Below are 22,313 nucleotides of genomic sequence, written 5' to 3' on the forward strand. Positions count from 1 at the left end.
GTTTCCGCTGGATACAGTGCCGTTATGAACAGCAGGGCGGCACCCTTCGACGAACTGGACCGGAAGATCATCACCGCGTTGATGGCGAACTCCCGGACGAGCTTCGCCGAGATCGGCGCGGCGATCGGGCTGTCCTCGACGGCCGTGAAGCGCCGGGTGGACCGGCTGCGCGAGACCGGTGTGATCACCGGGTTCACGGCGACGGTGGAGCCGTCGGCGCTGGGCTGGCGCACGGAGGCGTACGTCGAGGTGTACTGCGAGGGCGCGGCCCCGCCCCGGCGGCTGGCGGAGGTGGTGCGCGGGTATCCCGAGATCGCGGCGGCCATGACCGTGACCGGCGGGGCTGACGCGCTGCTGCACGTGCGGGCGCGGGATGTGGAGCACTTCGAGGAGGTGCTGGAGCGGATCCGTACGGAGCCGTTCATCCGCAAGACGATCAGCGTGATGGTGCTGTCCCATCTCATCCCGGAGAGTCCGGAGGCGGGTGCGAGCCAACCCGCGCCGGAACGCGCACCAGACGTGCGTTAGGCCGTCGAACTGCGCAGCGATCCTGCGCGGACACGCAGCTTTTGTTTCTTGTCGGGCTTCTGCGCCGTTCCTACCGTGGTGTCACCCCCGTTCGACACCGCAGGAAGCGGAGGAACCCCTCTGTGCCCGAGAACCGTGTGCCGCGCCGGCGGCGCTTCCTCGTCTGCGAACCCAGATATTTCGCCGTGCAGTACGCGATCAATCCCTGGATGCACCCCGACGTCCGCGTCGACGTCGATCTGGCCCAGAAGCAGTGGCGGACGCTGATCCGCGTCTACGAGGACCACGGTCACACGGTCGAGACCGTGCCGCCGGTGCCGGGTCTGCCGGACATGGTCTTCGCCGCCAACTCGGCGGTCGTCGTCGACGGCCGCGTGTTCGGCTCCCTGTTCCAGGCGCCCGAGCGGCGCCCGGAGTCCTCGTACTACGACACCTGGTTCAAGGCGGCGGGCTTCGACGTCTACCGTCCGGAGAACGTCTGCGAGGGCGAGGGCGATCTCGTCCCGACGGGCCGGTACGTCCTGGCCGGGACCGGTTTCCGCACCACCCGTGAGGCGCATCGTGAGGTGCAGGAGTACCTCGGGGTGCCGGTGATCTCCCTGACCCTGGTGGATCCGTACCTCTACCACCTCGACACGGCGCTGTTCGTGCTCGACGACGAAAACATCGCCTACTACCCGGACGCGTTCTCGCCCGGCAGCCGTGAGGTGCTCGCCCGGCTGTACCCGGACGCGGTGCTCGGCACGCGCGAGGACGCGATGACGTTCGGGCTGAACTCCGTCTCCGACGGACGTCACGTCTTCATCTCACCCCGCGCCGAGGGACTCGCCGCGCAGCTCGCCGACCGCGGCTACGTGCCCGTCCCCGTGGACCTGTCCGAGTTCCACAAGGCCGGCGGGGGCATCAAGTGCTGCACCCAGGAAATCCGGGAGATCCGTTCATGACCGCACCCGCCCGTACCCGCGACTCCGCCGAGCTGATCCGCGCCGAGGAGCCGGTGCTCGCGCACAACTACCACCCGCTGCCCGTGGTCGTGGCCCGCGCCGAGGGCACCTGGGTGGAGGACGTCGAGGGCCGCCGCTACCTCGACATGCTGGCCGGCTACTCGGCCCTCAACTTCGGCCACCGCCACCCCGCCCTGATCGACGCCGCCCACCGCCAGCTGGACCGCCTCACGCTGACCTCCCGCGCCTTCCACAACGACCGGCTCGCCGAGTTCGCCGAGCGGCTGGCCGGGCTGACCGGCCTGGACATGGTGCTGCCCATGAACACGGGCGCGGAAGCGGTCGAGAGCGGCATCAAGGTGGCCCGCAAGTGGGCGTACGACGTGAAGGGCGTGCCCGCCGACCGGGCGACGATCGTGGTCGCGGCGGAGAACTTCCACGGCCGTACGACGACGATCGTGAGCTTCTCGACGGACGAGACGGCGCGGGCGGGGTTCGGGCCGTTCACACCGGGCTTTCGGATCGTGCCGTACAACGACCTCGCCGCGCTGGAGGCGGCGGTCGACGAGACGACGGCGGCGGTGCTGATCGAGCCGATCCAGGGCGAGGCCGGGGTCGTCGTCCCGGACGACGGCTATCTGGCGGGCGTGCGGGAGCTGACGCGGCGCGCGGGCTGCCTGTTCGTCGCGGACGAGATCCAGTCGGGCCTGGGCCGTACGGGCCGGACGCTCGCCGTCGAGCACGAGGGCGTCGTCCCCGACGTGCTGCTGCTCGGCAAGGCGCTGGGCGGGGGCATCGTGCCGGTGTCGGCGGTGGTCGCGCGCCGCGAGGTACTCGGGGTGCTGGGGCCGGGTGAGCACGGTTCGACGTTCGGCGGCAACCCGCTGGCCGCGGCGGTCGGCACGGCCGTGGTCGAGCTCCTGGAGACCGGCGAGTTCCAGCGCCGGGCCGCCGAGCTGGGCGAGTCGCTGCGTGAGGGCCTCGAGGAGCTGGTCGGCAAGGGCGTCGTCGGCTTCCGGGCGCGAGGGCTGTGGGCCGGGGTCGACATCGACCCGGCGATCGGCACGGGGCGTGAGATCAGTGAACGCCTGATGCACGAGGGCGTGCTGGTGAAGGACACCCACGGCTCCACCGTCCGGCTGGCCCCTCCCCTGACCATCACGGCCGAGGAACTGCGGTCGGCGGTGGACGCGCTGGGCGTGGTGCTCGGGCAGGCCTGAGCGGAGGGACGGGGCGGCTCCGAAGGCGGGCGACGGCGTCGCCCTCACCGGGCCGCCCCTTCCCCCCCGCCACCCCACACACCCGCCGCCCCCTCGCAGCCGCCCGCCCCGCCCCACACACCCGCCACCCTCCACAGCCGCCCGCCCCGCCAGGCGCGGGCGCGTCCCCCAATGTGGCGCCCCCCGCGGCGGTCGACGCGGCAACCCCATAGCCGCTGGGGTGAAGATGGGAGCAAGAGGTGGTAGACCACTCTCAGCGACAGAGAGGTCAGCCGTGGGCACATACGAGGAGCGCGACGTCGACCGTCGGCGGTTCGACGTGGCGGACGCGGCTCCCGTGCTGCTGGACGCCCGGGGCGTGGTGACGAGCTGGACGAGGGACGCCCAGCGCCTGCTGGGCTACGCCCCCGAGCAGGCCGTCGGTCTCGGAGTCGCCGAGCTGCTGACGGCCGAGGACGCGCCGCGCGTGCCCGAACTGTTCGAGCGCTGCACCAGGGACGGCAGCTGGGCGGGCCTGCTGACGGCCCGGCGCGAGGACGGGGTGCCGGTCCGGGTGATGGTGCGGATCACCTCCGCGCTGGAGAGGCAGGGCCCCTCGCGCTGGCTGGTGCTGCTGTCGGAACTGCACGAGGCGCCCGGCTGGGACATGAGCCGCGGCATGCTGGAGCAGCTGGTGGCCCGTTCCCCCGTCGGCATAGCGATCGTCGACACCAATCTGCGTTACGTCTGGTCGAACGCCGCCCTCGCCCAGTTCGGCGGCGGCCCGCCCGGCCACCGGCTGGGGCTGCGGCTGGCGGACATCCAGCCCGGCCTGGACACCGAGGCGATCGAGGCGCAGATGCTGCACGTCCTGGCGACCGGCGAGTCGGTCGTCGGCTACGAGCACGTGGGCCACGTACGGTCCGCCCCGTTCCGCGAGACCGCGCACATGATGTCGTTCACCCGGCTCGACGACGGCCACGGCCACCCCATGGGCGTGTACTACACCGTCGTCGACATCACCGACCGGCACCGCGCCCGCCAGCGCCTCGCCCTGCTCGACCGGGCCGGCGAGCGCATCGGCCGGACCCTGGACATCACGCTGACCGCGCAGGAGCTGGCCGACGTCGCGGTGCCCGAGCTCGCCGACTTCGTGACCGTGGACCTGCTGGAGTCGGTGCTGCGCGGCGCGGAGCCCGAGCCGGGGCCGCCGCGCGACACGGCCCTCGTGCCGCTGCGCCGCGCCGGTCACCGGTCGCTCGACCGGTCCGTCCCGGAGGCCGACGTGAGGATCGGCGAGGTGGCGACGTATCTGGCCGGTTCGCCGCCGATCCGCTGCCTCATGACGGGCAGGTCCTGGCGCGAGGAACGGCTCGACCCGCTCGGCGAGGAATGGGCCGTCGACGCGCGCGGCGGCCGGCGGTCGATCTTCCTGGAGCTGGGCCTGCACAGCGCGATGATCGTGCCGATCCGCGCGCGCGGCGCCACCCTGGGCGTCACCACGTTCTTCCGGCGCCGCCGCCACGAGCACTTCGACGCGGGGGACCTCAGCCTCGCCGAGGATCTCGTCTCACGCGCGGCCGTGTGCGTGGACAACGCCCGGCGCTACACCCGCGAGCGGGACGCGGCCCTGGTGCTGCAGCGCAGCCTGCTGCCGCACCGGCTGGCGCAGCAGGAGGCCGCGGAGGTGACGGCCTGCTACCGCCCCGCCGACGAGCTGACCGGCCTCGGCGGGGACTGGTACGACCTGATCCCGCTGTCGGGGGCACGGCTCGCCCTCGTGGTCGGTGAGGTCGCCGGGCACGGCATCCCCGCGGCGGCGGCCATGGGACGGCTGCGGACCGCCGTGCGTACCCTCGCGGCGCTGGACCTGCCGCCGGAGGAGGTGCTCGGCCACCTCGACGACCTGGTGGCCATGGGCACGCCCGACGAGGGGGTCGTCCCGGACGCGGGCGGGGCGGACGGCAGCCGGTGCCTACTGCACGGAGAGGACACCGGCGGCTCCGAGTCCGTCGGGTCCAGCTGCCTGTACGTCGTCTACGACCCGGTCGACGGCCGGTGCACGATGGCTGCCGCCGGGCACCCCCCGCCGGCCGTCATCGGGCCCGACGGCAAGGTCGTCTGGGCCGAGCTGCCGCAGGGACCGGCGCTCGGCGTGGGCGGGCCGCCGTTCGAGTCGGTGGAGATGACCCTGCCCGAGGGCAGCATGCTCGCGCTGTACACCGACGGGCTGCTGGCCAGCGCGGACGACGAGGCGTGGGCCGTCGACGTGGGCCGGGACCGGCTCCGCGGTGCGCTGGAGCGGTCGGCGGCCTCGCTGGAGCAGCGCTGCCGGTCCGTGGTCGACGCGCTGGTGCCCGCGCGCCCGCACGACGACGTGGCCCTGCTGCTGGCGCGCACCCGGATGCTCGGCGCCGACCGGGTGGCGAGCTGGGATCTGCGCCCCGATCCGGCCGTGGTCGCCGACGCCCGCAAGACGGCCTGCCGGCAGCTGTCGGAGTGGGATCTGGACGAGCTGACCTTCACCACCGAGCTGGTCGTGAGCGAGCTGGTCACCAACGCCATCCGGCACGCCACCGACCCGATCCGGCTGCGGCTGATCAGGGCGGACACGCTGGTCTGCGAGGTGTTCGACGGCGGCGCCACCACCCCCCATCTGCGGCATCCGCGCACCACCGACGAGGGCGGGCGCGGACTGCTGCTGGTCTCGCAGCTCACCCAACGGTGGGGCACCCGGTTCGTGCCCGACGGCAAGGTCATCTGGGCCGAGCAGCCGCTGACCGGCCTGGCGTTCGACATGGTCGGCCTCCTGGACTGACACGGCAGGTCGGTCGCCGCCGGGCGTGGAAAACTGGTGGGACAGCGGCGGTGAGGCGGAAGCCATGGACGATGCGGCGATCGACTACGGGGCGGTGTTCCAGTCCCTGCCCGGCATGGTCGCGCTGCTCACGCCCGAGCTGGTGTACGCGGACGTCAACGAGGAGTATCTGCGGATGTCCGGGCGCCGCCGGGAGGACGTGGTCGGCCGCCATCTGTTCGACGTCTTCCCGGACAACCCCCACGACCCGGCCGCGACCGGCATGCGCAACCTGGAGGCCTCGCTGCGCCGGGTGCTCACCACCGGCCGACGGGACGCCATGGCCCTCCAGCGGTACGACGTGGAGTACCCCGGCCGGCCCGGGCACTGGGACGAGCGGTACTGGAGCCCCGTCAACGCGCCGGTCATCGGCCCGGACGGGGACGTCGTGCTGCTGGTGCACCGGGTGGAGGAGGTCACCGAGCTGATCCGGGACCGGGGCGGCCCCGGCGGCGACAATGCCCAGGTGCTGGAGGGCGAGCTGTACACCCGCGCCCTCGAGCTCCAGGAGCTCAACGACCGGCTGCGCCGGGCGCACGCCCGGGAACGCGAGGTGGCACTGGCCCTGCAGGAGGCGATGCTGCCCGCCCGCCGGCAGGTGGGGCACCACGGGGCGGCGGTGCGCTACCGGCCGGCGGTCGGCGCGCTGCACGTGTGCGGCGACTGGTACGACCTGGTCGACCTGGTGGGCGGCAACCGCATCGGCGTCTCGGTCGGCGACGTGGTCGGCCACGGCCTGGCCGCCGCGGGCGTCATGGGCCAGCTGCGCAGCGCGCTGAGCGCGGCCTCCCGGGTGGCGGCGGGGCCGGCCCAGGCGCTCGACGTGCTGGGGCGGTACGCCCATGTGGTCGACGGGGCCGAGTCGGCCACGGCGGTGACGACGTTCATCGACTGCGACCGGCTGACCATCACCTACAGCAGCGCGGGTCACCTGCCGCCGGTGCTCGTGCACCCCGACGGGCGCGTCGAGTTCCTCGACCGGGCCACCGATCCGCCGCTCGACGCCCGTCCCGACCCGCGGCCCCGCCCGCAGGCCGACACCACGTTCACCCCCGGCGGCGTCCTCGCCCTCTACACCGACGGCCTGGTCGAGCGGCGCGGGGAGGACATCGACAAGGGCCTGAACCGGCTCGCCGAGTCCCTCGTCCGGCACCGGGACGCGGACCCGGAGGACCTCGCGGACGCCGTCCTGCTCGAACTGCTGCCGCCCGACGGCGCCACCGACGACACCGCGCTGATCATCGTGCGCCTGTGAGCGTCCCGCCGGGTCGCCGTGGCGGGGCGGAACCGACGTCGCCCCGCCCCGCCACGGCCCACGGGCTACGGCTTGCGTGCCACCGCCCCGTACATGGCGATGTCCTGGTCCCGGATGCCCTGCTCCCCCGTGCCGTCGGGGCGCCACTTGTGCACCTGGACGATGCCGGGTTCGACGAGGTCCAGGCCGTCGAAGAACTCGTGGGCCTCGTCGATGGTGCGCAGCCGCATCGGCATGTTGCGGGCGGCGTACTCGCGGGCGACGCGGCCCACCTCCTCCGGCGCGAACTCGGCGGTGCCGATGGACATCGCCAGGTAGCTGCCCGAGGGCAGCGGCTCCAGCAGGCGGCGGACGATGCCGACCGCGTCGTCCTCGTCGAGCATGAAGTGGACGATCGCGATCACGGTGAGCGCCACCGGCTGCGTGAGGTCGAGGGTCTCGCGCAGTTCGGGGGCGTCCAGGATGCTGCCCGGGTCGCGGAAGTCGGCCTCGATGTAGGCGGTCCGCCCTTCGGGGGTGCTGGCCAGCAGGCCCTGGGAGAGGGTGAGGACGATGGGGTCGTTGTCCACGTAGACGACCCGCGACTCGGGAGCCACCGCCTGGGCGATCTCGTGCAGGTTCGGCGAGGTGGGTATGCCGGTGCCGACGTCCAGGAACTGGCGCACCCCCGCCTCCTCGGCGAGCCAGCGCACGGCGCGGTTCATCCAGTCGCGGTTGGCGCGCATGTGGACCGGCAGGGCGGGCCACTCCCGGGACATGGCGTCGCCCGCCTCCTTGTCCGCGGGGTAGTAGTCCTTGCCGCCGAGGATGTAGTCGTAGATCCGCGCGGAGTGCGCGTTCTCGGTGTCGATGCGGTCGGCCGGCCATCCGTTGTCGGGCAACGCCGTGTCTCCCATTCGGGTCGGGGGTCTGCGGGGAACGCTCAGCAAGGGCAACGCGGTTGTGAGAACTCGGTCCGAGGAGGACCGTAGCCGTCAGAGCAGGAAGTCGGCCTCACCCGCCTTCACGCCCGTCAGGAAGGTCGTCACCTCCAGGGGCGTGAAGAGCAGGGCCGGGCCCTCGGGGTCGGTCGACTGGCGGACGGCGACCCGCCCGTCGTCGAGTCTCAGCACTTCCACACAGGCGCCTCCGGCGTCGTCGCTCCACGGCTTGGACCAGCCGCGAGCGCCCAGTTCGGGGGCCGGCATGCCGTTGCGTATGGGGTGGTGCACGTCAGAGCTCCTTGCGAATAGCGCCGAGTTGGGACTCGGTCTTGCCGGCGGGCGCCGCCTGGGCGCCCAGCCGGTCCAGGGCCTCGCGGTACACCACGACGTCGTCGCTCTTGTCCAGGTAGACGGCGCCCACCAGGCCGCTGAGGTAGACGATGTCGGGCAGTTCGCGCGCCCGGAACCGGAAGAGGTGGAACGCGCCCGCCCGCATCGCCGGGTGCGGCCCGTTCGAGAACCGCATGATCTGCAGGGTCACGTGCGGCAGCCGGTTCACCTCGATCAGATGGTCGATCTGCGCGCGCATCACATCGGTGCCGCCGACCGGCCAGCGCAGCACGGTCTCGTCCATCACGACCCACAGCCGCGGCGGCGCTTCACGGGTCAGCAGCTCCTGGCGCCGCATGCGCAACGCGACCCGGCGTTCCGTCGCCTCGGCGGGGGCGTGCGGGTTGCCGGCGCCGAGCAGGGCCCGTGCGTAACTCTCCGTCTGCAGCAGCCCGTGTACGAACTGGTTTTCGTAGGCGCGGATCTGCAACGCGGCCTGTTCCAGGCTCAGATACGCGGCGAACCAGTCGGGCAGCACGTCGCGGTAGGTGTGCCACCAGCCGCGCTTGTTGGCCTCGCGGACCGACTTCAGGAACGTGTCGATCTCCTGCCGGTCCGTCACGCCGTACACCTGGAGCAGCTTCTCGGCGTCCGGGAGCCGGAGCCGGGCCACCTTGGCGGCCTCCATCCGGCGGATCGTGGAGTGGCTGACGCCGATGGCGGCGCCGGCCTGCTCGTACGTCAGTCCGGCCCGGGTCCGCAGCTCCTCCAGCTGCCTGCCGAGGATCATGCGCAGCACGGAAGGGGCACCGCCCCAGTCGGTTTCCGCGGTCACGCCCTGCCCCCTCACGCCGTCGGTTCCAGGGTCACCGTCTCACGCGGTCACATACGGAGTGCCACTCGATCATTTCCTGGCGGGAGCAGCATGCACCTGGCCAATTGCAATTTTCAACTTGCAGGTTGCGAGCGGTTGTCGGCGGGTGCCACAGTGGACCCACTGTCCCCGGCTCGCCGAACAGTGAGGCGAGCCGGTCCAGTTGGGGGAAGATTGGCCACAACTTATCGTTTACCGGCGCTAGTTGTTGCCCCTGCCCGCGCCCACCCACAGCAGGCCGACCGGACAGCTGTACGGCGATGACGCACATGGCAGACGAAAGGCGTACGGCGATGGCTTCGCCCTCCCTCCCCCACCGGCTGGACCGACTGCCCGGGAACGAGCTCCCCGACCACCTGCCCACCCCGCGACAGGCCCTCCGCCTGTCCGGCGCCGACCCCTTGCGCCCACCGCCCGGCTCCGAGCACACGCTCCGGGCGCCGTCGAAGGCGACGCGCTCCATCCAGCCACCCGGAGGCGAGTTCAGCAGTCGACTCCCCGGGCCGAAAGGCCCCGACCGGCTCGCCTCCGGGGACCAGCCCGCCCGTCCGACCCACATGTTCGTCCTCCCGGCGGCACCGGAGTCGGCCGGCGTCGCCCGACGGACCGTGCGCGAAACGCTGACCTCGTGGCACATCCACCCCGACGACGTCGACAACGCTGTCCTGGTGACCTCCGAGCTCGTCACCAACGCGGTCACGCACTCGGGCAGCGAGCGGATCGTGTGCTGGGTGCACGCCACCGGGAACCGCCTCCGCGTCGAGGTCGAGGACCAGAACCGCGCCGCCACCCTCCCCGCGCCGCGGCAGGCCTGCCCCGACGACCAGAACGGCCGTGGGCTCCTCCTCGTCGAGACGCTCTGCGACGACTGGGGGGTCCGGCCCGCCGCGGACCGCTCCGGACGCGTCGTCTGGGCCGACCTGACGACGACGCACCCCCGTCCCGCCCCGACCACCCCCGTCCCCACTCCCGTCCCCACCGCACCGCCGGCCCGGCCCATCCCCCACTCGGCCGAAGGATCCGTACCGCATGCCCCGACCGCACAGTCGTGACCCGCACTCGCCCCGTCCCGCGCTCCGCCCCGCGCCCGTCCGGCGGGACAGCCCGCGCCTGCCGATCCCTCCACACTTCCCCACGAGCCTGGGCCACGACGCCGTGGGCACCCCCCGGGAACACGGCGAGAGCATCCTGGACAGCCTTCCCCGCGTCGGCTGCGTCTTCGCCGACGACCGGCACTGGTGGTGGATCGTCCCGTCCGGATCCCACATCGGGATCACCTGGCCGCCGAGCACCACGTACGCGATCGGCGCCCGGATGGGCGACCCGTCCTGGACGGCCACGCGTCCGAAGCCGGGCACGGACCATCCGCGCCTGATCCACTCCCCCGAGGACGGCTCGCCGTACACCCCGCCGATACCGCTGTACTTCCTCACCTGTCGGCTCACCGGCAGCAGCCCGCACTGGTCGCTCAGCGCCCTCGACGGAGCCGGGACCGCTGCCACCCCCTCGGGTCGTACCGGTTTCCCCCCACCCGGCGCGCGCCTACACTGACACCTCACGACGTGCTGGTTGACCTGCGAGAACGCTGCGGTGCGCCGAACCGACGGAGTGAGGAGCCACCCGTTGTTCTACTACCTGCTCAAATACGTCCTTCTCGGGCCGCTGCTCAGAGGCGTCTTCCGGCCCCGCATCGAGGGCCTGGAGCACGTGCCGGCATCGGGCCCGGCCATCGTCGCGGGCAACCATCTGTCGTTCTCGGACCACTTCCTGATGCCGGCGATCCTCAAGCGCCGGATCACCTTCCTGGCCAAGGCCGAGTACTTCACCGGCCCCGGCATCAAGGGCCGGCTGACCGCGGCGTTCTTCCGCAGCGCCGGGCAGATCCCGGTCGACCGCTCCGGCAAGGACGCCGGCCAGGCCGCGATCCGCGAGGGCCTGGGGGTGCTGCGCAAGGGTGAACTGCTCGGCATCTACCCGGAGGGCACCCGCTCGCACGACGGCCGCCTCTACAAGGGCAAGGTCGGCGTCGCGGTGATGGCCCTCAAGGCCGGCGTGCCGGTCGTCCCCTGCGCGATGATCGGCACCTTCGAGGCCCAGCCGCCGGGCAAGGTCGTCCCCCGCGTCCATCCCGTCGCCATCCGCTTCGGCAAACCCCTCGACTTCTCCCGCTACGCCGGCATGGAGAACGAGAAGGCCGTACTGCGCGCCGTCACCGACGAGATCATGTACGCCATCCTGACGCTCTCCGAGCAGGAGTACGTCGACCAGTACGCGGCCGTCGTCAAGGCGGAGGCCGCGGCGCGGACGGACCAGCGGGAGCGCAGGTTCCGGCGCATGCCGCTCAGCTGACGTCTGCTCAGGGCAGAGCACCATGGCCCGCGCGGCCGTCGCGGCATACGGTCGCCCCATGAAACGTGCTGTGGTGATCGGAGCGACGGGGCAGATCGGGCGCCCGGCGGTGCACGCGCTCGCGCGGGACGGCTGGGAGGTGACGGCCGCCTCGCGGGGCGGCGGACGGGACGAGACCTGGCCCGGGGAGGTACGGGCGGTACGGCTGGACCGGGACGACGACGCGGCGCTGGCCGCGGTGGTCGGCGACGGCTGCGACCTCGTGGTCGACGTCGTCGCCTACGGCGCGGAACACGCCCGGCAGTTGACGGGCCTGGCCGGGCGGATCGGCTCGGCCGTGGTGATCTCCAGCGTGTCGGTGTACGAGGACGACAACGGCCGCGGCTTCGACACCCAGGCCGAACCGGACGGCTTCCCCGTGTACCCGGTGCCCGTCCCGGAGAGCCAACGGACGGTGACGCCCGGCGAGGCGTCGTACAGCACCCGCAAGGCGGCCCTGGAACGCGAACTGCTCGCCGCGGGCGACCGGTTGCCCACCACGCTGCTGCGCGCCGGCGCGGTGCACGGCCCGCACTGCCGCACACCCCGCGAGCTGTACTTCGTCAAACGCAACCTCGACGGCCGCCGTCGGCGCGTCCTCGCCCACGGCGGGCGGAGCCGCTTCCACCCGGTGAGCGTGCACACCCTCGCCGAACTGATCCGGCTCGCGGCGGCCCGGCCCGGCTCGCGGGTCCTCAACGCCTGTGACGACGAGGCGCCACCGGTGCTGGAGATCGCGACCGCGATCGACGCCGTGATGGGGGTCGAGACGGAGACGGTGCTCGTCGACGGGCCTCCGCCGGTGCCGGGGGTGGGCGACAGCCCGTGGTCGGTCCCGGCACCGGTGGTCTGTGACATGTCGGCGGCGCAACGGGAGCTGGGCTACCGCCCGGTGGTGCGCCACGCCGCCACGCTCCCGGAGACGGTCGAGTGGATCGAGCGCCGGCTGTCCGGCCGTGACTGGCGGGAGGCGTACCCAAAGATGTTTCAGGCGTACGGCGACCTCTTCGACTACGCGGCCGAGGACGCCTGGTTCGGCGAGGGGCGGCCGGCCGGTCCGCCGGCCACCTCCGACACCGTATGACCGCCGGTCACGGCTTGGGCGTGGCGTGCGGGGCGCACGTCACGTCCTCGGTGTCCAGCGCGCCGGTGAGCAGGTAGCCGTCCACCTGGGAGTCCGGGCGATCCTGTCCGCCGTGAGGTCGCCGAGAACAGGGACGGTGGGGCTTCTTTGCCAATCCGACCACCGGTGAGGCACCTTCGCTGGACGGATCTTCACCCGATCGAGTCCAGCGCCTCGTCCAGCAGCCGCCGCAGCCGCAGCGCGTCCGAGGCGACGGCGGTCACCAACGCGGCGGGTCCGGCGAGCGGCAGGACCGCGGCGCCCTCCCCCACCACCCGTGCCGACACCGGGTGTTCGGCGAACTCCGGCCGTACGACGACCAGTTGCCCCACGGCACGGCGACCGCCGAGCCCGGCGGGACCGTCCCAGCCGCCGGGGGCGCCCGGACCGCAGGACAGCTCCTGGTCGAGCACGGTCCGCCCGGCGATCCGCACGGACAGCCGGCTGGTGAGCCGCCCGGGTTCCTCACCCGCCCGACCGAGAACCTGCTCCTCGCGCAGCACGAGACGGGCGGCCGGGCCAAGGTCGGCCCGGGTGCGCACGTGCAGGTCGCTGTCGTACGCGGAGATCAACTGCTCGGGTAGCCATCGCAGTTCACCACCGTCGGCCACCGTGAGACGGACGTCGTAGCGGGCCTCGCCCTTGGCCTGGCCGGGCAGTGCGAGGGTGGCGGCGGCCGACCCGACGTGCAGCCGGGCGCCGTCCTCGACGCCGGCCTCGATCGTGAGGTGGTCGCCGCCGAGGGGGCCGCTCATCGCGCCGATCACCATGACCCGGGCCTCGTCGGCGCTGCCCCGCGTCCGGCGCAACGCCAGCGGCCCTTCACCCGCCAGTACGGGCAGGGCCGTACCGCCGCGCCCGTCGGGGCGGGCGAGGATGCGGGCGGTGGCGCGCACGCCGCTGGTCGCCGCGCTCATGCCGTCCACGCGGTGAGCCGCGCGCGCACCCAGTCGGCCACGTCCCGCACGCCCGGCTCGCCGCGCAGCGACTGGAAGACGACCGGCAGTTCGGCCCGTTGGGCCTTGGCGTCGGCGGCCATCCGCGCCAGGTCGGAGCCGACGTACGGGGCGAGGTCGGTCTTGTTGACGACGAGCAGGTCGGCGGTGGTGACGCCGGGGCCGCCCTTGCGCGGGATGTCGTCTCCGCCGGCCACGTCGATGACGAAGATCTGTGCGTCGACGAGGCCCTTGGAGAAGGTGGCGGTGAGGTTGTCGCCGCCGGACTCGACCAGGATCAGGTCCAGCGGCCCGACTTCGTCCTCCAGGTCCTCGACCGCTTCGAGGTTGGCGGAGATGTCGTCCCGGATCGCGGTGTGCGGGCAGGCCCCCGTCTCCACGGCGGTGATCCGCTCCGACGGCAGCACGGCCTCCCGCCGGAGGAACTCGGCGTCCTCGCGGGTGTAGATGTCGTTGGTGACGACGGCCAGGGAGAGCTCGTCCCGCAGCGCGCGGCAGAGCGCGGCGACGGTGGCGGTCTTGCCGGACCCCACGGGCCCACCGAGCCCGATCCGCAGGGCACGACGGCGGCCGTCCGGGCGGTGGGCGTCGGCGCTGACGGCAGGGGTGTCGTGGTGGGAGTGGTCGACGTGCATCGATGCGGCTCCTTGTGAAGCCGGCCTGCTTCCCGGCCCGTCCGGCTGATCGAGGACGGGGCCGTTCAGGCCGACGGGGGTCAGGGGGGCACTATGTGTGGGGTCCGAGCGAACTCACGAGGCGAACAGCCGCACCCCCCATCCGGCATGAGCCTCCGCCCCGATCTCCAGCAGCGGAGCCGAAGCGGCGGGCAGTACGTCCACCCCCTCATGGACGGCGGCCCGCGCGGCCTCCCCCGACCGGTCCGCGACGCGGTCCACCTCGGGCGCCAGCCGTGCCAGCACCCCGGTCGCGTCGAACGGATCGAGACTCAGCAACCGCACCGTCGCGCTCGCCGGTCCGCTCACACTCTCGTACGCCGCGCAGTAGGCGGCGTCGAGGGCCCTCAGCCCGGCCGCCCGCGCCGCGAGGCCGAGCACCACCGGCTGATGCGCCCCCTTGGGGAACGCCCGTGCCAGGGCGTCCAGTTCGGCGGACGGCCAGGTGGCGCGCGCGGCCCGCAGCATCTGCCGTCCCAGCTTGCGCGCCGTCAGTCGGAGCGCCGGGGACGGCGTCCGCGCGTCCGCCGCCGCGTCCAGCTCGCGCGGGTCGACGCCGAGCGCCGCCGCCGCGGCGAGGGCCGCCGACACCAGCCCCGCCGTGTGCAGGCGGCCCCGGCAGAAGTCCTCCAGGCTCGCCGCGCCGGTGATCCGTCCCGCCTTCACCGCGGCCTCGGCCCCGCCGGAGTGCGCGTGCCCGCCGGCGGGGAAGCGGCCGTCGGCGAGGACGAGGAGCGCCGCTCGTGACATCACCGCACCTCAGAAGAGGAAGTACCGCTGGGCCATGGGCAGTTCGGCGGCCGGTGTCGCCTCGACGAGTTCCCCGTCGATGTGCACGGCGAAGCTGTCGGGGTCGACGCGCACGTGGGGCCGCGCGTCGTTCTCCCGCATGTCGGCCTTGGTCACGCTGCGGGTCGACTCGATGGCGACGAACCGCTTCCCGAGGCCGAGCCGCTCCGGGAGCCCGTCCTCGATGGCGAGCGGCGCCACGAAGTTGACGGAGTTCGAGGCCGGTGCCCGCCCGATCGCCCCGTACATCGGCCGGGGCAGGATCGGCTGGGGCGTGGGGATCGAGGCGTTGGCGTCGCCCATCTGCGCGTACGCGATCTGCCCGCCCTTCAGGACGAGGTGCGGCTTGACGCCGAAGAACGCGGGCTCCCAGAGCACCAGGTCGGCGAGCTTGCCGGTCTCCACGGAGCCGACCTCGCGCGCGAGGCCCTGGGCGAGCGCCGGGTTGATCGTGTACTTGGCGACATAGCGACGTACCCGGTGGTTGTCCGCCTGTCCGTCGCCGGGCAGTGCGCCGCGCCGCCGCTTCATCACATGGGCGGTCTGCCAGGTGCGCATGACGACCTCGCCGACCCGGCCCATGGCCTGGGAGTCCGACGAGATGATCGAGATCGCGCCCAGGTCGTGCAGGATGTCCTCAGCGCCGATCGTGGACGGCCTGATCCGGGACTCGGCGAAGGCCAGGTCCTCCGGCACCGCCGGGTTGAGGTGGTGGCACACCATCAGCATGTCGAGGTGTTCCTCGGCGGTGTTGACGGTGAACGGCCGCGTCGGGTTCGTGGAGCTGGGCAGCACGTGTGGCTCGGCGACCACGGTCATGATGTCGGGGGCGTGCCCGCCGCCCGCGCCCTCCGTGTGGTATGCGTGGATGCCCCGTCCGCCGATCGCGGCCAGCGTGTCGCCGACGAAGCCGGCTTCGTTCAGCGTGTCGGTGTGGAGGGCGACCTGGATGCCAGTCTGTTCGGCGACGGTCAGCGAGGCGTCGATGACGGCCGGGGTGGAGCCCCAGTCCTCGTGCAGTTTCAGGCCGAGTGCGCCGCCACGGATCTGGGACAGCATCGCCTCGTGGGAGACGGTGTTGCCCTTGCCGAGGAAGCCGATGTTGAGCGGGTACCGCTCCATCGCCTCCAGCATCCGGGCCAGGTGCCAGGGGCCGGGCGTGACCGTGGTCGCCTTGGAACCCTCGGCCGGTCCGGTGCCGCCACCGACGAGGGTCGTGATGCCCGCCGCCAGCGCCTCGTCGGCGATCTGCGGGCAGATGAAGTGGACGTGGGCGTCGATGGCCCCGGCCGTCAGGATCCGCCCGTTGCCCGCGATGACCTCGGTCTCCGGTCCGATGACCAGGTCCGGGTGGACGCCGTCCATCGTGTCCGGGTTGCCCGCCTTCCCGATCCCGGTGATCCGGCCGTCGCGGATGCCGACGTCGGCCTTGACGATCCCCCAGTGGTCGACGATCACCGCGCCGGTGACGACCGTGTCGGGCGTGCCGTCCGCGCGCGTGGCGCGCGCCTGTCCCATGGACTCGCGGATGACCTTGCCGCCGCCGAACACCGCCTCGTCGCCCGACAGTCCGGGCCCGCCGCTGCGGTCCTCCTCGATCTCGACCAGCAGATCGGTGTCGGCGAGCCGGATGCGGTCACCGGTGGTCGGGCCGAACAGGTCGGCGTAAGCGGCCCGCGAGATCTCAGGCATCGAGGGCACCTCCGGTCTCCCCGCGCAGTCCGGGCACCACACGGGCGCCCGCGAGGGGCACGAGTTCGACGTCGACGGGGATGCCGGGTTCGAAGCGTACGGCCGTGCCGGCGGCGACGTTGAGCCGCTTGCCGCGCGCGGCGGCGCGGTCGAACTCCAGGCCGGGGTTGGCCTCGGCGAAGTGGTAGTGGGAGCCGACCTGGACGGGCCGGTCGGCGGCGTTGAGCACGGTGAGGCGGGTGACCTCGCGGCCCGCGTTGTAGGCAATCGGGCCGTCGCCGAACAGGATCTCTCCGGGGATCATCGCGGGCCCCTCACACGATCGGGTCGTGGACGGTGACGAGCTTGGTGCCGTCCGGGAAGGTCGCCTCGACCTGCACGTCGTGGATCATCTCCGAGATGCCCTCCATGACGTCGTCCCTGGTGAGGAGTTCGCGTCCGGAGGCCATGAGTTCGGCGACGGTGCGGCCGTCACGGGCGCCTTCGAGGATGTGCGACGTGATGAGGGCCACGGCTTCGGGGTGGTTCAGTCGCAGCCCGCGGGCGCGGCGCTTCTCGGCAACGTCGGCCGCCACGTGGATCAGCAGCCTCTCCTGCTCGTGCGGGGTCAGTTGCACGTCCCACCTCACCTCCTCGCTCCGGGCCGTGCGGGGCCCGGTGGCCGCGGCCACCGGCAACGTCCCTGGTGGCGTGGAGGGGCAGGCTAGTCGGCACGAGTTTCGAGCACGTTAACCAAGCTGTGATCCGCGCGTCGCGGTGTCCTCGTGCCGCATGGTCCCCAACGCCCGCAGCCCGTCGCGGAGTACGTCGACCGGGGCGGGTCCGAAGAGGGACTGCTGAGCGAGGAAGCCCATCACGGCGGCGATCATCGTGCGGGCCACGTGGTCCGGGGCGACGTCCGGGCGCATCATCCCGGCGTCCTGGTAGCCCTCGACGATCCGCGACCAGGCCGCGCGCACCGAGACGTACCCCTCGCGCAGGAGGGCCGCCAGTTCCTCGTTGCGCAGGGTCTCCGTCCACACCTGGATCACGAGCCGCGGAAAGGCGGGCCGGCCGTCGACGGTCAGGTTCTCCCGGGCGGCGAGCGTCCGGCCGAGGACCGCGGCGACGAGTTCGTCCGGCGGCGGGGGCGGGCTCTGCCGTGCCGCCTCCTCGAAGGCCCCGCGGACCGAGTTGAGCACCTCGCCGACGATCGCGGCGATCAGTTCCTCCTTGCCGCTGAAGTAGCGGTAGACGGCCCCGGCGGAGAGATCCACCTCCTTGAGCACGTCCTGCATGGACGTGGCGTGGAACCCGTTGCGGGCGAAGCAGACGGCGGCGCCGTCGAGGATCTGCCGACGACGGGCGTCGAGGTGTTCCTGGGATACGCGGGCCATGCCCCCAAGCTAAAACGAACATTCATTCTTGACAAGTCGCCACCGCGGGCGCACGGTGGTGCGGAAGCAAAAACGAACGATCCTTCTTTTTGGATCCCACTCGAGGGGCACACCCATGTCCACGCCATCCGGCACGCACCCCACCCGCCCGGACCCCCGTCGCCTGATCGCGGTCGTCGTCCTCGCTCCGCTGCTCGTGGCCCTGGCGCTGTGGGCCTTCGCCTGGCCCGCCGCCCGCACCGCGCCCCGCGACCTCCCACTGGGTGTCGCGGGCCCGGCCGCCGCCACGGCGCAGGTCGAGCGGGGGCTGGCCCAGCATCAGGGCGCCTTCGAGATCCACCGCTACCCGGACGAGGCCGCCGCCCGGGAGGCCGTCGAGGACCGGTCGGTGTACGGCGCGATCGTCGTCACCGAGCGGGGACCCGAGCTGCTGACCGCGTCGGCCGGGAGCCCGCTGGTCGCACAGCTGCTGCGACAGGCCGCGTCCGCCGGGGGCGCCGAGCCCCGCGCGGAGGACGTCGTGGCGGCCCCCGAGAGCGACCCGCGGGGCGCGGCCCTCGGCGCGAGTGTGCTGCCGCTGGCGCTGGCCGGGATAGCGGCCGGCTCGGCCGTCTTCACCATCGGGCTGAGCGGCGTCCGCGCGGTGATCGCGCTGGTGGTCACCTCGGGTCTGGTCGGCGTCACCGTGGCCGCGATCGCGCACAGCTGGCTGGAGGTGCTCACCGGCGACTGGTGGGCGGAGGCGGCGGCCCTCGGGCTGTCCACGCTGGCGGTGAGCGCCGCGGTCGCGGGCCTGGCCGCGCTCATGGGCAAGGCCGGCGTCGGCATCGTCGCGGGTGTGCTGATGCTGCTCGGCAACCCGTTCTCGGGGGCGGGTTCGGCACCGCAGATGCTGCCCGAGCCGGCCGGGGCGATCGGCCAGTGGCTGCCGCCCGGCGCCGGGACGACGCTGCTGCGCTCGGTGTCGTACTTCGACGGAGCGGCGGCACTGGGCCCGGCGCTGACCCTCACCTGGTGGGCCGCGCTGGGGCTCGGGGCAGTGCTGCTGGGCAGCACGCTGAGGCCGCGTACGACCCACGCCGACGACACCGCGGCCGCCCCGAGGCCGGTGCCGGCCGGCTGACCCCGAACGCCGTGCGCCCCGCCGTAGCGGACGGGGCGCACGGCCTTTTGCCGCGCTGGGCTTGCCGCCCGGCGACTTGTTGCGGCTGCTTGCCGCCCGGCGGTTGCTCGCCGACTTCCTGTCTGCCTGCGACGTGGAGACGATCTGCCTCGGGCAGGCCGGATCGACCGCCGCCGTCCTGCTCGCCGCCGGCACCCCGGGCAAGCGATGCGCCCTCCCCGGCGCCCGGATGGCGCTCAGTCAGCCGGCGCTGCACGAGCCCGTCGAGGGACGGGCGAGTGATCTCGCGGTCCCGGCGGAGGAGCTGGCGTGGGTGCGCACCCGCCTGGAGGAGCTGCTCGTACGGCACACCGGGCGCACCCGTGCACAGGTCGGCGCGGACATCGAGCGGGACAGGATCCTCACGTCGCAGGAGGCCCTGGAGTACGGCCTGATCGACCGGATCGTCCCCGACCGCAAGGCCACCCGCCCGGCACCCGGCGAGCGGTGAGCCGCGGATGCTGCCGCCCGAGCTGCCGCCGCTGCCTGCCCTCACCCGCGCCGAGGGCGAGCTGATCGACCGTTACCTGGACGTCGTCGACCTGCTCAGCCGGATCAACCCGGCGCACGACGGCGACACGTACCGTGGACTGCGCGCCGCACAGGCGCTGGTGCGCAGGGCCGCCGAACTGCGCGACGCGCTCGCGCTGATGCACCAGCGGGGCGAGACCGAACTCCACGCCCGAACCCTTGCGCGGGCGCTGCGCGTGCTGGACGGCGAACGCCGCACGGCGCGGATCACCGTCCCACCGCGCTCGGACAGTTGAGGCACGGCCGGCACAGCCGCCGTCGCCGCGGACCGCAAGGCGACACGGCGGGACGTCCGGACAGCCGTCGACAGGGACCAAAAGGGCTACCGCCGTCCGATGGATCCTGACGTGCTGTTCCGGGGCCCTTGCGGTTGCGCGGCGAGACCTGCTTGCGGGCGGAACGCGACCTTCCGCCCCTGGTCCGGGGTGGCGCGGCGCCCTTGACACCTGTTCGCACACCAGACTGTCCACCCGAACGGGTGAGTGGTGAGTAACGCCACAAATCCCCGGTTGCGTTGGGATTTTCGGACTTGTGTAAGCCAAGATCCCTGACTGACGACAAGCCCCCGCCACCGCGGCGGGGCGGTCCGGGCGGACGCCGAATCCTGCCGCCGCCCGGATGACCGGTCGACAGGAGTGGATCGGCAGGAGTGGAGGACCCGAGCACGACGGGTCGCCGGAGCACACGTTCCGAGCGGCCCTTGGGGTGAAGCCGCGACACCGCGGCCGGGCAACTTCGCCAGCCCGAATCCGACAGGTCATCCTTCACAGGCGGCTGACGAAGGGTTGCGCATGACCGCGCTCAATCGTGTCCCGTCGCTCATGGCCCGCGCCGGTACGGCCTCGGCCCTCACCCTCGCCGCGGTGGGCGGCTCCGTCGTGGCTCCGGGCTTCGCCCCGGAGGCCGCGGCCGCCACGCCGGCGACGAAGGCCCTCCAGGTCGCGGCCTCGAAGAAGGGCTCCCCGTACAGGTGGGGCGCCACCGGTCCGCGCCGGTTCGACTGCTCCGGCCTGACGCTGTACTCGTACAAGAAGGCGGGCAAGAAGCTGCCCCGCACGGCCGCTCAGCAGTACAACAAGACCCGTCACATCTCGGCGAGGAGCCGCAAGGCCGGCGACCTCGTGTTTTTCCACTCGGGGTCGAACGTGTACCACGTCGGGATCTACGCCGGTAAGGGGAAGATCTGGCACGCCCCGAAGACCGGGGACGTGGTGAGGCTGCAGAAGATCTGGACGAAGAGCGTGTGGTACGGCCGCGTCAAGTAACCCTTGGGGGCGGTGGTGGCGCCCCTGACGCGCCGCCGCCGTCCCGGCCCCTGACGCGGGCTCAGGCCGCGTCCCGCCTCCCGTGGCGGGGCGGCGGCACCCAGCACCGTCAGCGCGGCGCCCGTGCCGCCCTCCAGGGCGCGAGCGGCCTGCGGCCTGCCCAGCAGCAGCCGTCATGCCCTCGGCGGCGCCGGCTCCCGGCCGGGCAGCCACCGCTCAGCAGGGCGCCGGACCATCCGACCCGGCAGGGCGTCGGTCCGACACCGCCCCACGCGGGTGCGTCGCCGGCCCGCGGCCAACGAGAACGCGCAGACCCTCCAGCGGCAGAGGCTGCGCTCAGCAGGGCGCCGGACCATCCGACCCGGCAGGGCGTCGGTCCGACACCGCCCCACGCGGGTGCGTCGCCGGCCCGCGGCCAACGAGAACGCGCAGACCCTCCAGCGGCAGAAGCTGGGCCCGCTGGCGCAGGGGCTGGGCGGCGGTGGGATCCCCGGTCTGCGGCGCCGACCGCGACACCGGGGACGCCGTGGTGTGCGCGCCGGTCGGTGCGGGCTCGGGATGAGGGTCGTACCGGAGCTGGTGGCGCGTACGGCGGCCACGCCGGTCTGGGTGCCCCCGCTGTCGGCGGCTCGGTGCGCCGGACGATCTCGATCCCGCACCACTCCGGCGAGACGGCCCCCACGCCCTGCTCCACAACGCCTCCGCCGCGCCCAGCGGCCCGCACCCGGCCGGAGAACGGCCGACGCCCGGCCCGGAAGCGGACGATGCCCACTCCGAGGCCGACGACGCTCGGCCGTGGACGACGACGCCCGGCCCGGAAGCGGCCGGCGCCCGGGCCGGGAGCCGACGACGTCTGACGCGGTGGCCTCCGAGGATTGGCCCGAGGGCGACAATGCCCCCCTGGCCCGGAAGACGACGACTCCTGACCCGACACCGGCGACGCCCACCCCGGCACACTGACCCCGCTCGCCGGCGGCCTAAGTCTCCTGCTGGCCCGCCAGCGGGATCGGTCGTGCCGGTACCGTCCACGGCAGCTCGATGGAGACCGTCTTGCCCCCCTCACGGGTCGGGCGGACTCTCAGACGGCCGCCGCACTCGGCGGTCAGCCAGCGGATGATGACCAGACCGCGGCCGTTGTCCTGCTGGACGGCGGCCGGGAGCCGCTTCGGGAAACGGGGGTGACTGTCGGTCACGCCGATGCGAAGCTGCTCGTCGCGGTCGAGCTCCATGGCGACCGTGAAGGTGGGCGACTGACCGAGGGTGTGCTGGACGGCGTTGGTGGCGAGTTCGGAGACGATGAGCCGGATCGTGTCGGCCGCCTCCGTCTCCGGCGGCAGTCCCCATTCCGCCAGGGTGCTGACGACGTAGGTGCGGGCGGCGGAGACCGAGGCGGGATCGCTCGGCAGGGTGACGGATGCTTCCAGGTGGTCTGCCATGGCGACGTCGT

At 73.0% G+C, this 22,313-nt stretch carries 24 protein-coding genes, 2 pseudogenes and 1 riboswitch; of the genes and pseudogenes, 14 read left to right on the forward strand and 12 right to left on the reverse strand.

Going from position 1 to position 22,313, the window contains the following annotated elements:
* Positions 1 to 24 precede the first annotated feature (24 nt).
* From IPT68_RS05245 to IPT68_RS05265, 5 genes are all read left to right on the forward strand, one after another.
* Positions 25 to 528, forward strand: a complete 504-nt coding sequence (locus IPT68_RS05245) for an Lrp/AsnC family transcriptional regulator (RefSeq protein ID WP_189697218.1) — start codon at positions 25 to 27, stop codon at positions 526 to 528.
* Positions 529 to 650: 122 nt separating this feature from the next.
* Positions 651 to 1,472: a dimethylargininase gene (gene ddaH / locus IPT68_RS05250; protein WP_189697217.1), complete on the forward strand. Its 822-nt coding sequence runs from the start codon at positions 651 to 653 to the stop codon at positions 1,470 to 1,472.
* The gene (gene rocD / locus IPT68_RS05255; RefSeq protein ID WP_189697216.1) at positions 1,469 to 2,692 is read left to right on the forward strand and encodes an ornithine--oxo-acid transaminase; all 1,224 of its coding nucleotides are present in this window, start codon (positions 1,469 to 1,471) and stop codon (positions 2,690 to 2,692) included. The genes ddaH and rocD overlap by 4 nt, the downstream gene beginning before the upstream one ends.
* A gap of 274 nt (positions 2,693 to 2,966) precedes the next feature.
* Positions 2,967 to 5,489, forward strand: a complete 2,523-nt coding sequence (locus IPT68_RS05260) for a SpoIIE family protein phosphatase (RefSeq protein WP_189697215.1) — start codon at positions 2,967 to 2,969, stop codon at positions 5,487 to 5,489.
* Between the two features lie 64 nt (positions 5,490 to 5,553).
* Complete coding sequence (locus tag IPT68_RS05265) at positions 5,554 to 6,783, forward strand: PP2C family protein-serine/threonine phosphatase (RefSeq protein ID WP_189697214.1); 1,230 nt, start codon at positions 5,554 to 5,556, stop codon at positions 6,781 to 6,783.
* Between the two features lie 65 nt (positions 6,784 to 6,848).
* On the opposite strand, the gene IPT68_RS05270 is transcribed toward IPT68_RS05265, so the two are convergent.
* From IPT68_RS05270 to IPT68_RS05280, 3 genes are all read right to left on the reverse strand, one after another.
* Complete coding sequence (locus IPT68_RS05270; protein WP_189697213.1) at positions 6,849 to 7,664, reverse strand: SAM-dependent methyltransferase; 816 nt, start codon at positions 7,662 to 7,664, stop codon at positions 6,849 to 6,851.
* 93 nt (positions 7,665 to 7,757) lie between these two features.
* A complete protein-coding gene (locus tag IPT68_RS05275; RefSeq protein ID WP_189697414.1) occupies positions 7,758 to 7,970 on the reverse strand; it encodes a DUF397 domain-containing protein in 213 nt (70 codons plus the stop codon).
* A gap of 25 nt (positions 7,971 to 7,995) precedes the next feature.
* Positions 7,996 to 8,871 (reverse strand): helix-turn-helix domain-containing protein, encoded by an 876-nt coding sequence (locus IPT68_RS05280; RefSeq protein ID WP_189697212.1) that lies wholly within the window; start codon positions 8,869 to 8,871, stop codon positions 7,996 to 7,998.
* Between the two features lie 332 nt (positions 8,872 to 9,203).
* Here IPT68_RS05280 and IPT68_RS05285 point away from each other — a divergent pair, with 332 nt between their 5' ends.
* The 4 genes from IPT68_RS05285 (at position 9,204) to IPT68_RS05300 (ending at position 12,382) form a co-directional block, all read left to right on the forward strand.
* Complete coding sequence (locus tag IPT68_RS05285) at positions 9,204 to 9,962, forward strand: ATP-binding protein (RefSeq protein WP_228040280.1); 759 nt, start codon at positions 9,204 to 9,206, stop codon at positions 9,960 to 9,962.
* Complete coding sequence (locus tag IPT68_RS05290; RefSeq protein ID WP_228040282.1) at positions 9,940 to 10,461, forward strand: hypothetical protein; 522 nt, start codon at positions 9,940 to 9,942, stop codon at positions 10,459 to 10,461. The genes IPT68_RS05285 and IPT68_RS05290 overlap by 23 nt, the downstream gene beginning before the upstream one ends.
* Positions 10,462 to 10,533: 72 nt before the next feature.
* Complete coding sequence (locus IPT68_RS05295) at positions 10,534 to 11,259, forward strand: lysophospholipid acyltransferase family protein (RefSeq protein ID WP_189697211.1); 726 nt, start codon at positions 10,534 to 10,536, stop codon at positions 11,257 to 11,259.
* A 70-nt stretch (positions 11,260 to 11,329) separates the two neighbouring features.
* On the forward strand, positions 11,330 to 12,382 hold the full coding sequence (locus IPT68_RS05300) for an NAD-dependent epimerase/dehydratase family protein (protein WP_189697411.1): 1,053 nt from the start codon (positions 11,330 to 11,332) through the stop codon (positions 12,380 to 12,382).
* 7 nt (positions 12,383 to 12,389) lie between these two features.
* On the opposite strand, the gene IPT68_RS05305 is transcribed toward IPT68_RS05300, so the two are convergent.
* The 8 genes from IPT68_RS05305 to IPT68_RS05340 all read right to left on the reverse strand — a co-directional run bounded on the left by IPT68_RS05305 (position 12,390) and on the right by IPT68_RS05340 (position 17,908).
* Positions 12,390 to 12,545, reverse strand: a complete 156-nt coding sequence (locus IPT68_RS05305) for a hypothetical protein (protein ID WP_189697430.1) — start codon at positions 12,543 to 12,545, stop codon at positions 12,390 to 12,392.
* Positions 12,546 to 12,573: 28 nt separating this feature from the next.
* Positions 12,574 to 13,338, reverse strand: coding sequence for an urease accessory protein UreD (locus IPT68_RS05310; RefSeq protein ID WP_189697210.1), 765 nt, complete (start codon positions 13,336 to 13,338; stop codon positions 12,574 to 12,576).
* Positions 13,335 to 14,012 (reverse strand): urease accessory protein UreG, encoded by a 678-nt coding sequence (gene ureG / locus IPT68_RS05315; RefSeq protein WP_189697209.1) that lies wholly within the window; start codon positions 14,010 to 14,012, stop codon positions 13,335 to 13,337. Before ureG ends, IPT68_RS05310 begins: the two co-directional genes overlap by 4 nt.
* Positions 14,013 to 14,126: 114 nt before the next feature.
* Positions 14,127 to 14,801 (reverse strand): urease accessory protein UreF, encoded by a 675-nt coding sequence (locus IPT68_RS05320; RefSeq protein WP_189697208.1) that lies wholly within the window; start codon positions 14,799 to 14,801, stop codon positions 14,127 to 14,129.
* Between the two features lie 9 nt (positions 14,802 to 14,810).
* On the reverse strand, positions 14,811 to 16,532 hold the full coding sequence (locus tag IPT68_RS05325) for an urease subunit alpha (protein WP_189697207.1): 1,722 nt from the start codon (positions 16,530 to 16,532) through the stop codon (positions 14,811 to 14,813).
* Positions 16,525 to 16,836 carry an urease subunit beta gene (locus IPT68_RS05330; RefSeq protein ID WP_189697206.1) on the reverse strand — a complete coding sequence of 104 codons (312 nt, stop codon included), beginning with the start codon at positions 16,834 to 16,836 and terminating at the stop codon, positions 16,525 to 16,527. The genes IPT68_RS05325 and IPT68_RS05330 overlap by 8 nt, the downstream gene beginning before the upstream one ends.
* 10 nt (positions 16,837 to 16,846) lie before the next feature.
* On the reverse strand, positions 16,847 to 17,149 hold the full coding sequence (locus IPT68_RS05335; RefSeq protein ID WP_189697205.1) for an urease subunit gamma: 303 nt from the start codon (positions 17,147 to 17,149) through the stop codon (positions 16,847 to 16,849).
* A 111-nt stretch (positions 17,150 to 17,260) separates the two neighbouring features.
* On the reverse strand, positions 17,261 to 17,908 hold the full coding sequence (locus tag IPT68_RS05340) for a TetR/AcrR family transcriptional regulator (protein WP_189697204.1): 648 nt from the start codon (positions 17,906 to 17,908) through the stop codon (positions 17,261 to 17,263).
* Positions 17,909 to 18,023: 115 nt separating this feature from the next.
* On the opposite strand from IPT68_RS05340, the gene IPT68_RS05345 reads away from it, so the two are divergent.
* The 5 genes and pseudogenes from IPT68_RS05345 to IPT68_RS05365 all read left to right on the forward strand — a co-directional run.
* A complete protein-coding gene (locus IPT68_RS05345) occupies positions 18,024 to 19,031 on the forward strand; it encodes an ABC transporter permease (protein ID WP_189697203.1) in 1,008 nt (335 codons plus the stop codon).
* 127 nt (positions 19,032 to 19,158) lie between these two features.
* Positions 19,159 to 19,521 (forward strand): annotated as a pseudogene (locus IPT68_RS05350) (ATP-dependent Clp protease proteolytic subunit); the annotation flags it as partial.
* A gap of 7 nt (positions 19,522 to 19,528) precedes the next feature.
* Complete coding sequence (locus IPT68_RS05355; protein ID WP_189697202.1) at positions 19,529 to 19,837, forward strand: hypothetical protein; 309 nt, start codon at positions 19,529 to 19,531, stop codon at positions 19,835 to 19,837.
* A 349-nt stretch (positions 19,838 to 20,186) separates the two neighbouring features.
* Positions 20,187 to 20,389, forward strand: a riboswitch (cyclic di-AMP (ydaO/yuaA leader).
* A 3-nt stretch (positions 20,390 to 20,392) separates the two neighbouring features.
* On the forward strand, positions 20,393 to 20,866 hold the full coding sequence (locus IPT68_RS05360) for a C40 family peptidase (protein WP_189697201.1): 474 nt from the start codon (positions 20,393 to 20,395) through the stop codon (positions 20,864 to 20,866).
* Between the two features lie 411 nt (positions 20,867 to 21,277).
* Positions 21,278 to 21,364: pseudogene (locus IPT68_RS05365) on the forward strand (YbaB/EbfC family nucleoid-associated protein); the annotation flags it as partial.
* A 479-nt stretch (positions 21,365 to 21,843) separates the two neighbouring features.
* Here the strand turns inward: IPT68_RS05365 and IPT68_RS05370 are convergent.
* Positions 21,844 to 22,302, reverse strand: coding sequence for an ATP-binding protein (locus IPT68_RS05370; protein ID WP_189697200.1), 459 nt, complete (start codon positions 22,300 to 22,302; stop codon positions 21,844 to 21,846).
* Between the last annotated feature and the right edge of the window lie 11 nt (positions 22,303 to 22,313).

It is taken from the genome of Streptomyces chromofuscus (genome assembly GCF_015160875.1).
In the GTDB taxonomy this organism is placed as follows: Bacteria; Actinomycetota; Actinomycetes; order Streptomycetales; family Streptomycetaceae; genus Streptomyces; species Streptomyces chromofuscus.

Excerpts from the sequence above, each read along its gene's own strand:
- IPT68_RS05370 (WP_189697200.1), bottom strand. The coding sequence starts at position 22,302 with ATGGCAGACCACCTGGAAGCATCCGTCACCCTGCCGAGCGATCCCGCC.
- IPT68_RS05325 (WP_189697207.1), bottom strand. The coding sequence starts at position 16,532 with ATGCCTGAGATCTCGCGGGCCGCTTACGCCGACCTGTTCGGCCCGACC.
- IPT68_RS05345 (WP_189697203.1), top strand. The coding sequence starts at position 18,024 with ATGTCCACGCCATCCGGCACGCACCCCACCCGCCCGGACCCCCGTCGC.
- IPT68_RS05285 (WP_228040280.1), top strand. The coding sequence starts at position 9,204 with ATGGCTTCGCCCTCCCTCCCCCACCGGCTGGACCGACTGCCCGGGAAC.
- IPT68_RS05245 (WP_189697218.1), top strand. The coding sequence starts at position 25 with ATGAACAGCAGGGCGGCACCCTTCGACGAACTGGACCGGAAGATCATC.
- IPT68_RS05355 (WP_189697202.1), top strand. The coding sequence starts at position 19,529 with ATGCTGCCGCCCGAGCTGCCGCCGCTGCCTGCCCTCACCCGCGCCGAG.
- IPT68_RS05330 (WP_189697206.1), bottom strand. The coding sequence starts at position 16,836 with ATGATCCCCGGAGAGATCCTGTTCGGCGACGGCCCGATTGCCTACAAC.
- IPT68_RS05340 (WP_189697204.1), bottom strand. The coding sequence starts at position 17,908 with ATGGCCCGCGTATCCCAGGAACACCTCGACGCCCGTCGTCGGCAGATC.
- ureG (WP_189697209.1), bottom strand. The coding sequence starts at position 14,012 with ATGCACGTCGACCACTCCCACCACGACACCCCTGCCGTCAGCGCCGAC.
- IPT68_RS05265 (WP_189697214.1), top strand. The coding sequence starts at position 5,554 with ATGGACGATGCGGCGATCGACTACGGGGCGGTGTTCCAGTCCCTGCCC.
- IPT68_RS05290 (WP_228040282.1), top strand. The coding sequence starts at position 9,940 with ATGCCCCGACCGCACAGTCGTGACCCGCACTCGCCCCGTCCCGCGCTC.
- IPT68_RS05320 (WP_189697208.1), bottom strand. The coding sequence starts at position 14,801 with ATGTCACGAGCGGCGCTCCTCGTCCTCGCCGACGGCCGCTTCCCCGCC.
- IPT68_RS05275 (WP_189697414.1), bottom strand. The coding sequence starts at position 7,970 with ATGCCGGCCCCCGAACTGGGCGCTCGCGGCTGGTCCAAGCCGTGGAGC.
- rocD (WP_189697216.1), top strand. The coding sequence starts at position 1,469 with ATGACCGCACCCGCCCGTACCCGCGACTCCGCCGAGCTGATCCGCGCC.
- IPT68_RS05310 (WP_189697210.1), bottom strand. The coding sequence starts at position 13,338 with ATGAGCGCGGCGACCAGCGGCGTGCGCGCCACCGCCCGCATCCTCGCC.
- IPT68_RS05360 (WP_189697201.1), top strand. The coding sequence starts at position 20,393 with ATGACCGCGCTCAATCGTGTCCCGTCGCTCATGGCCCGCGCCGGTACG.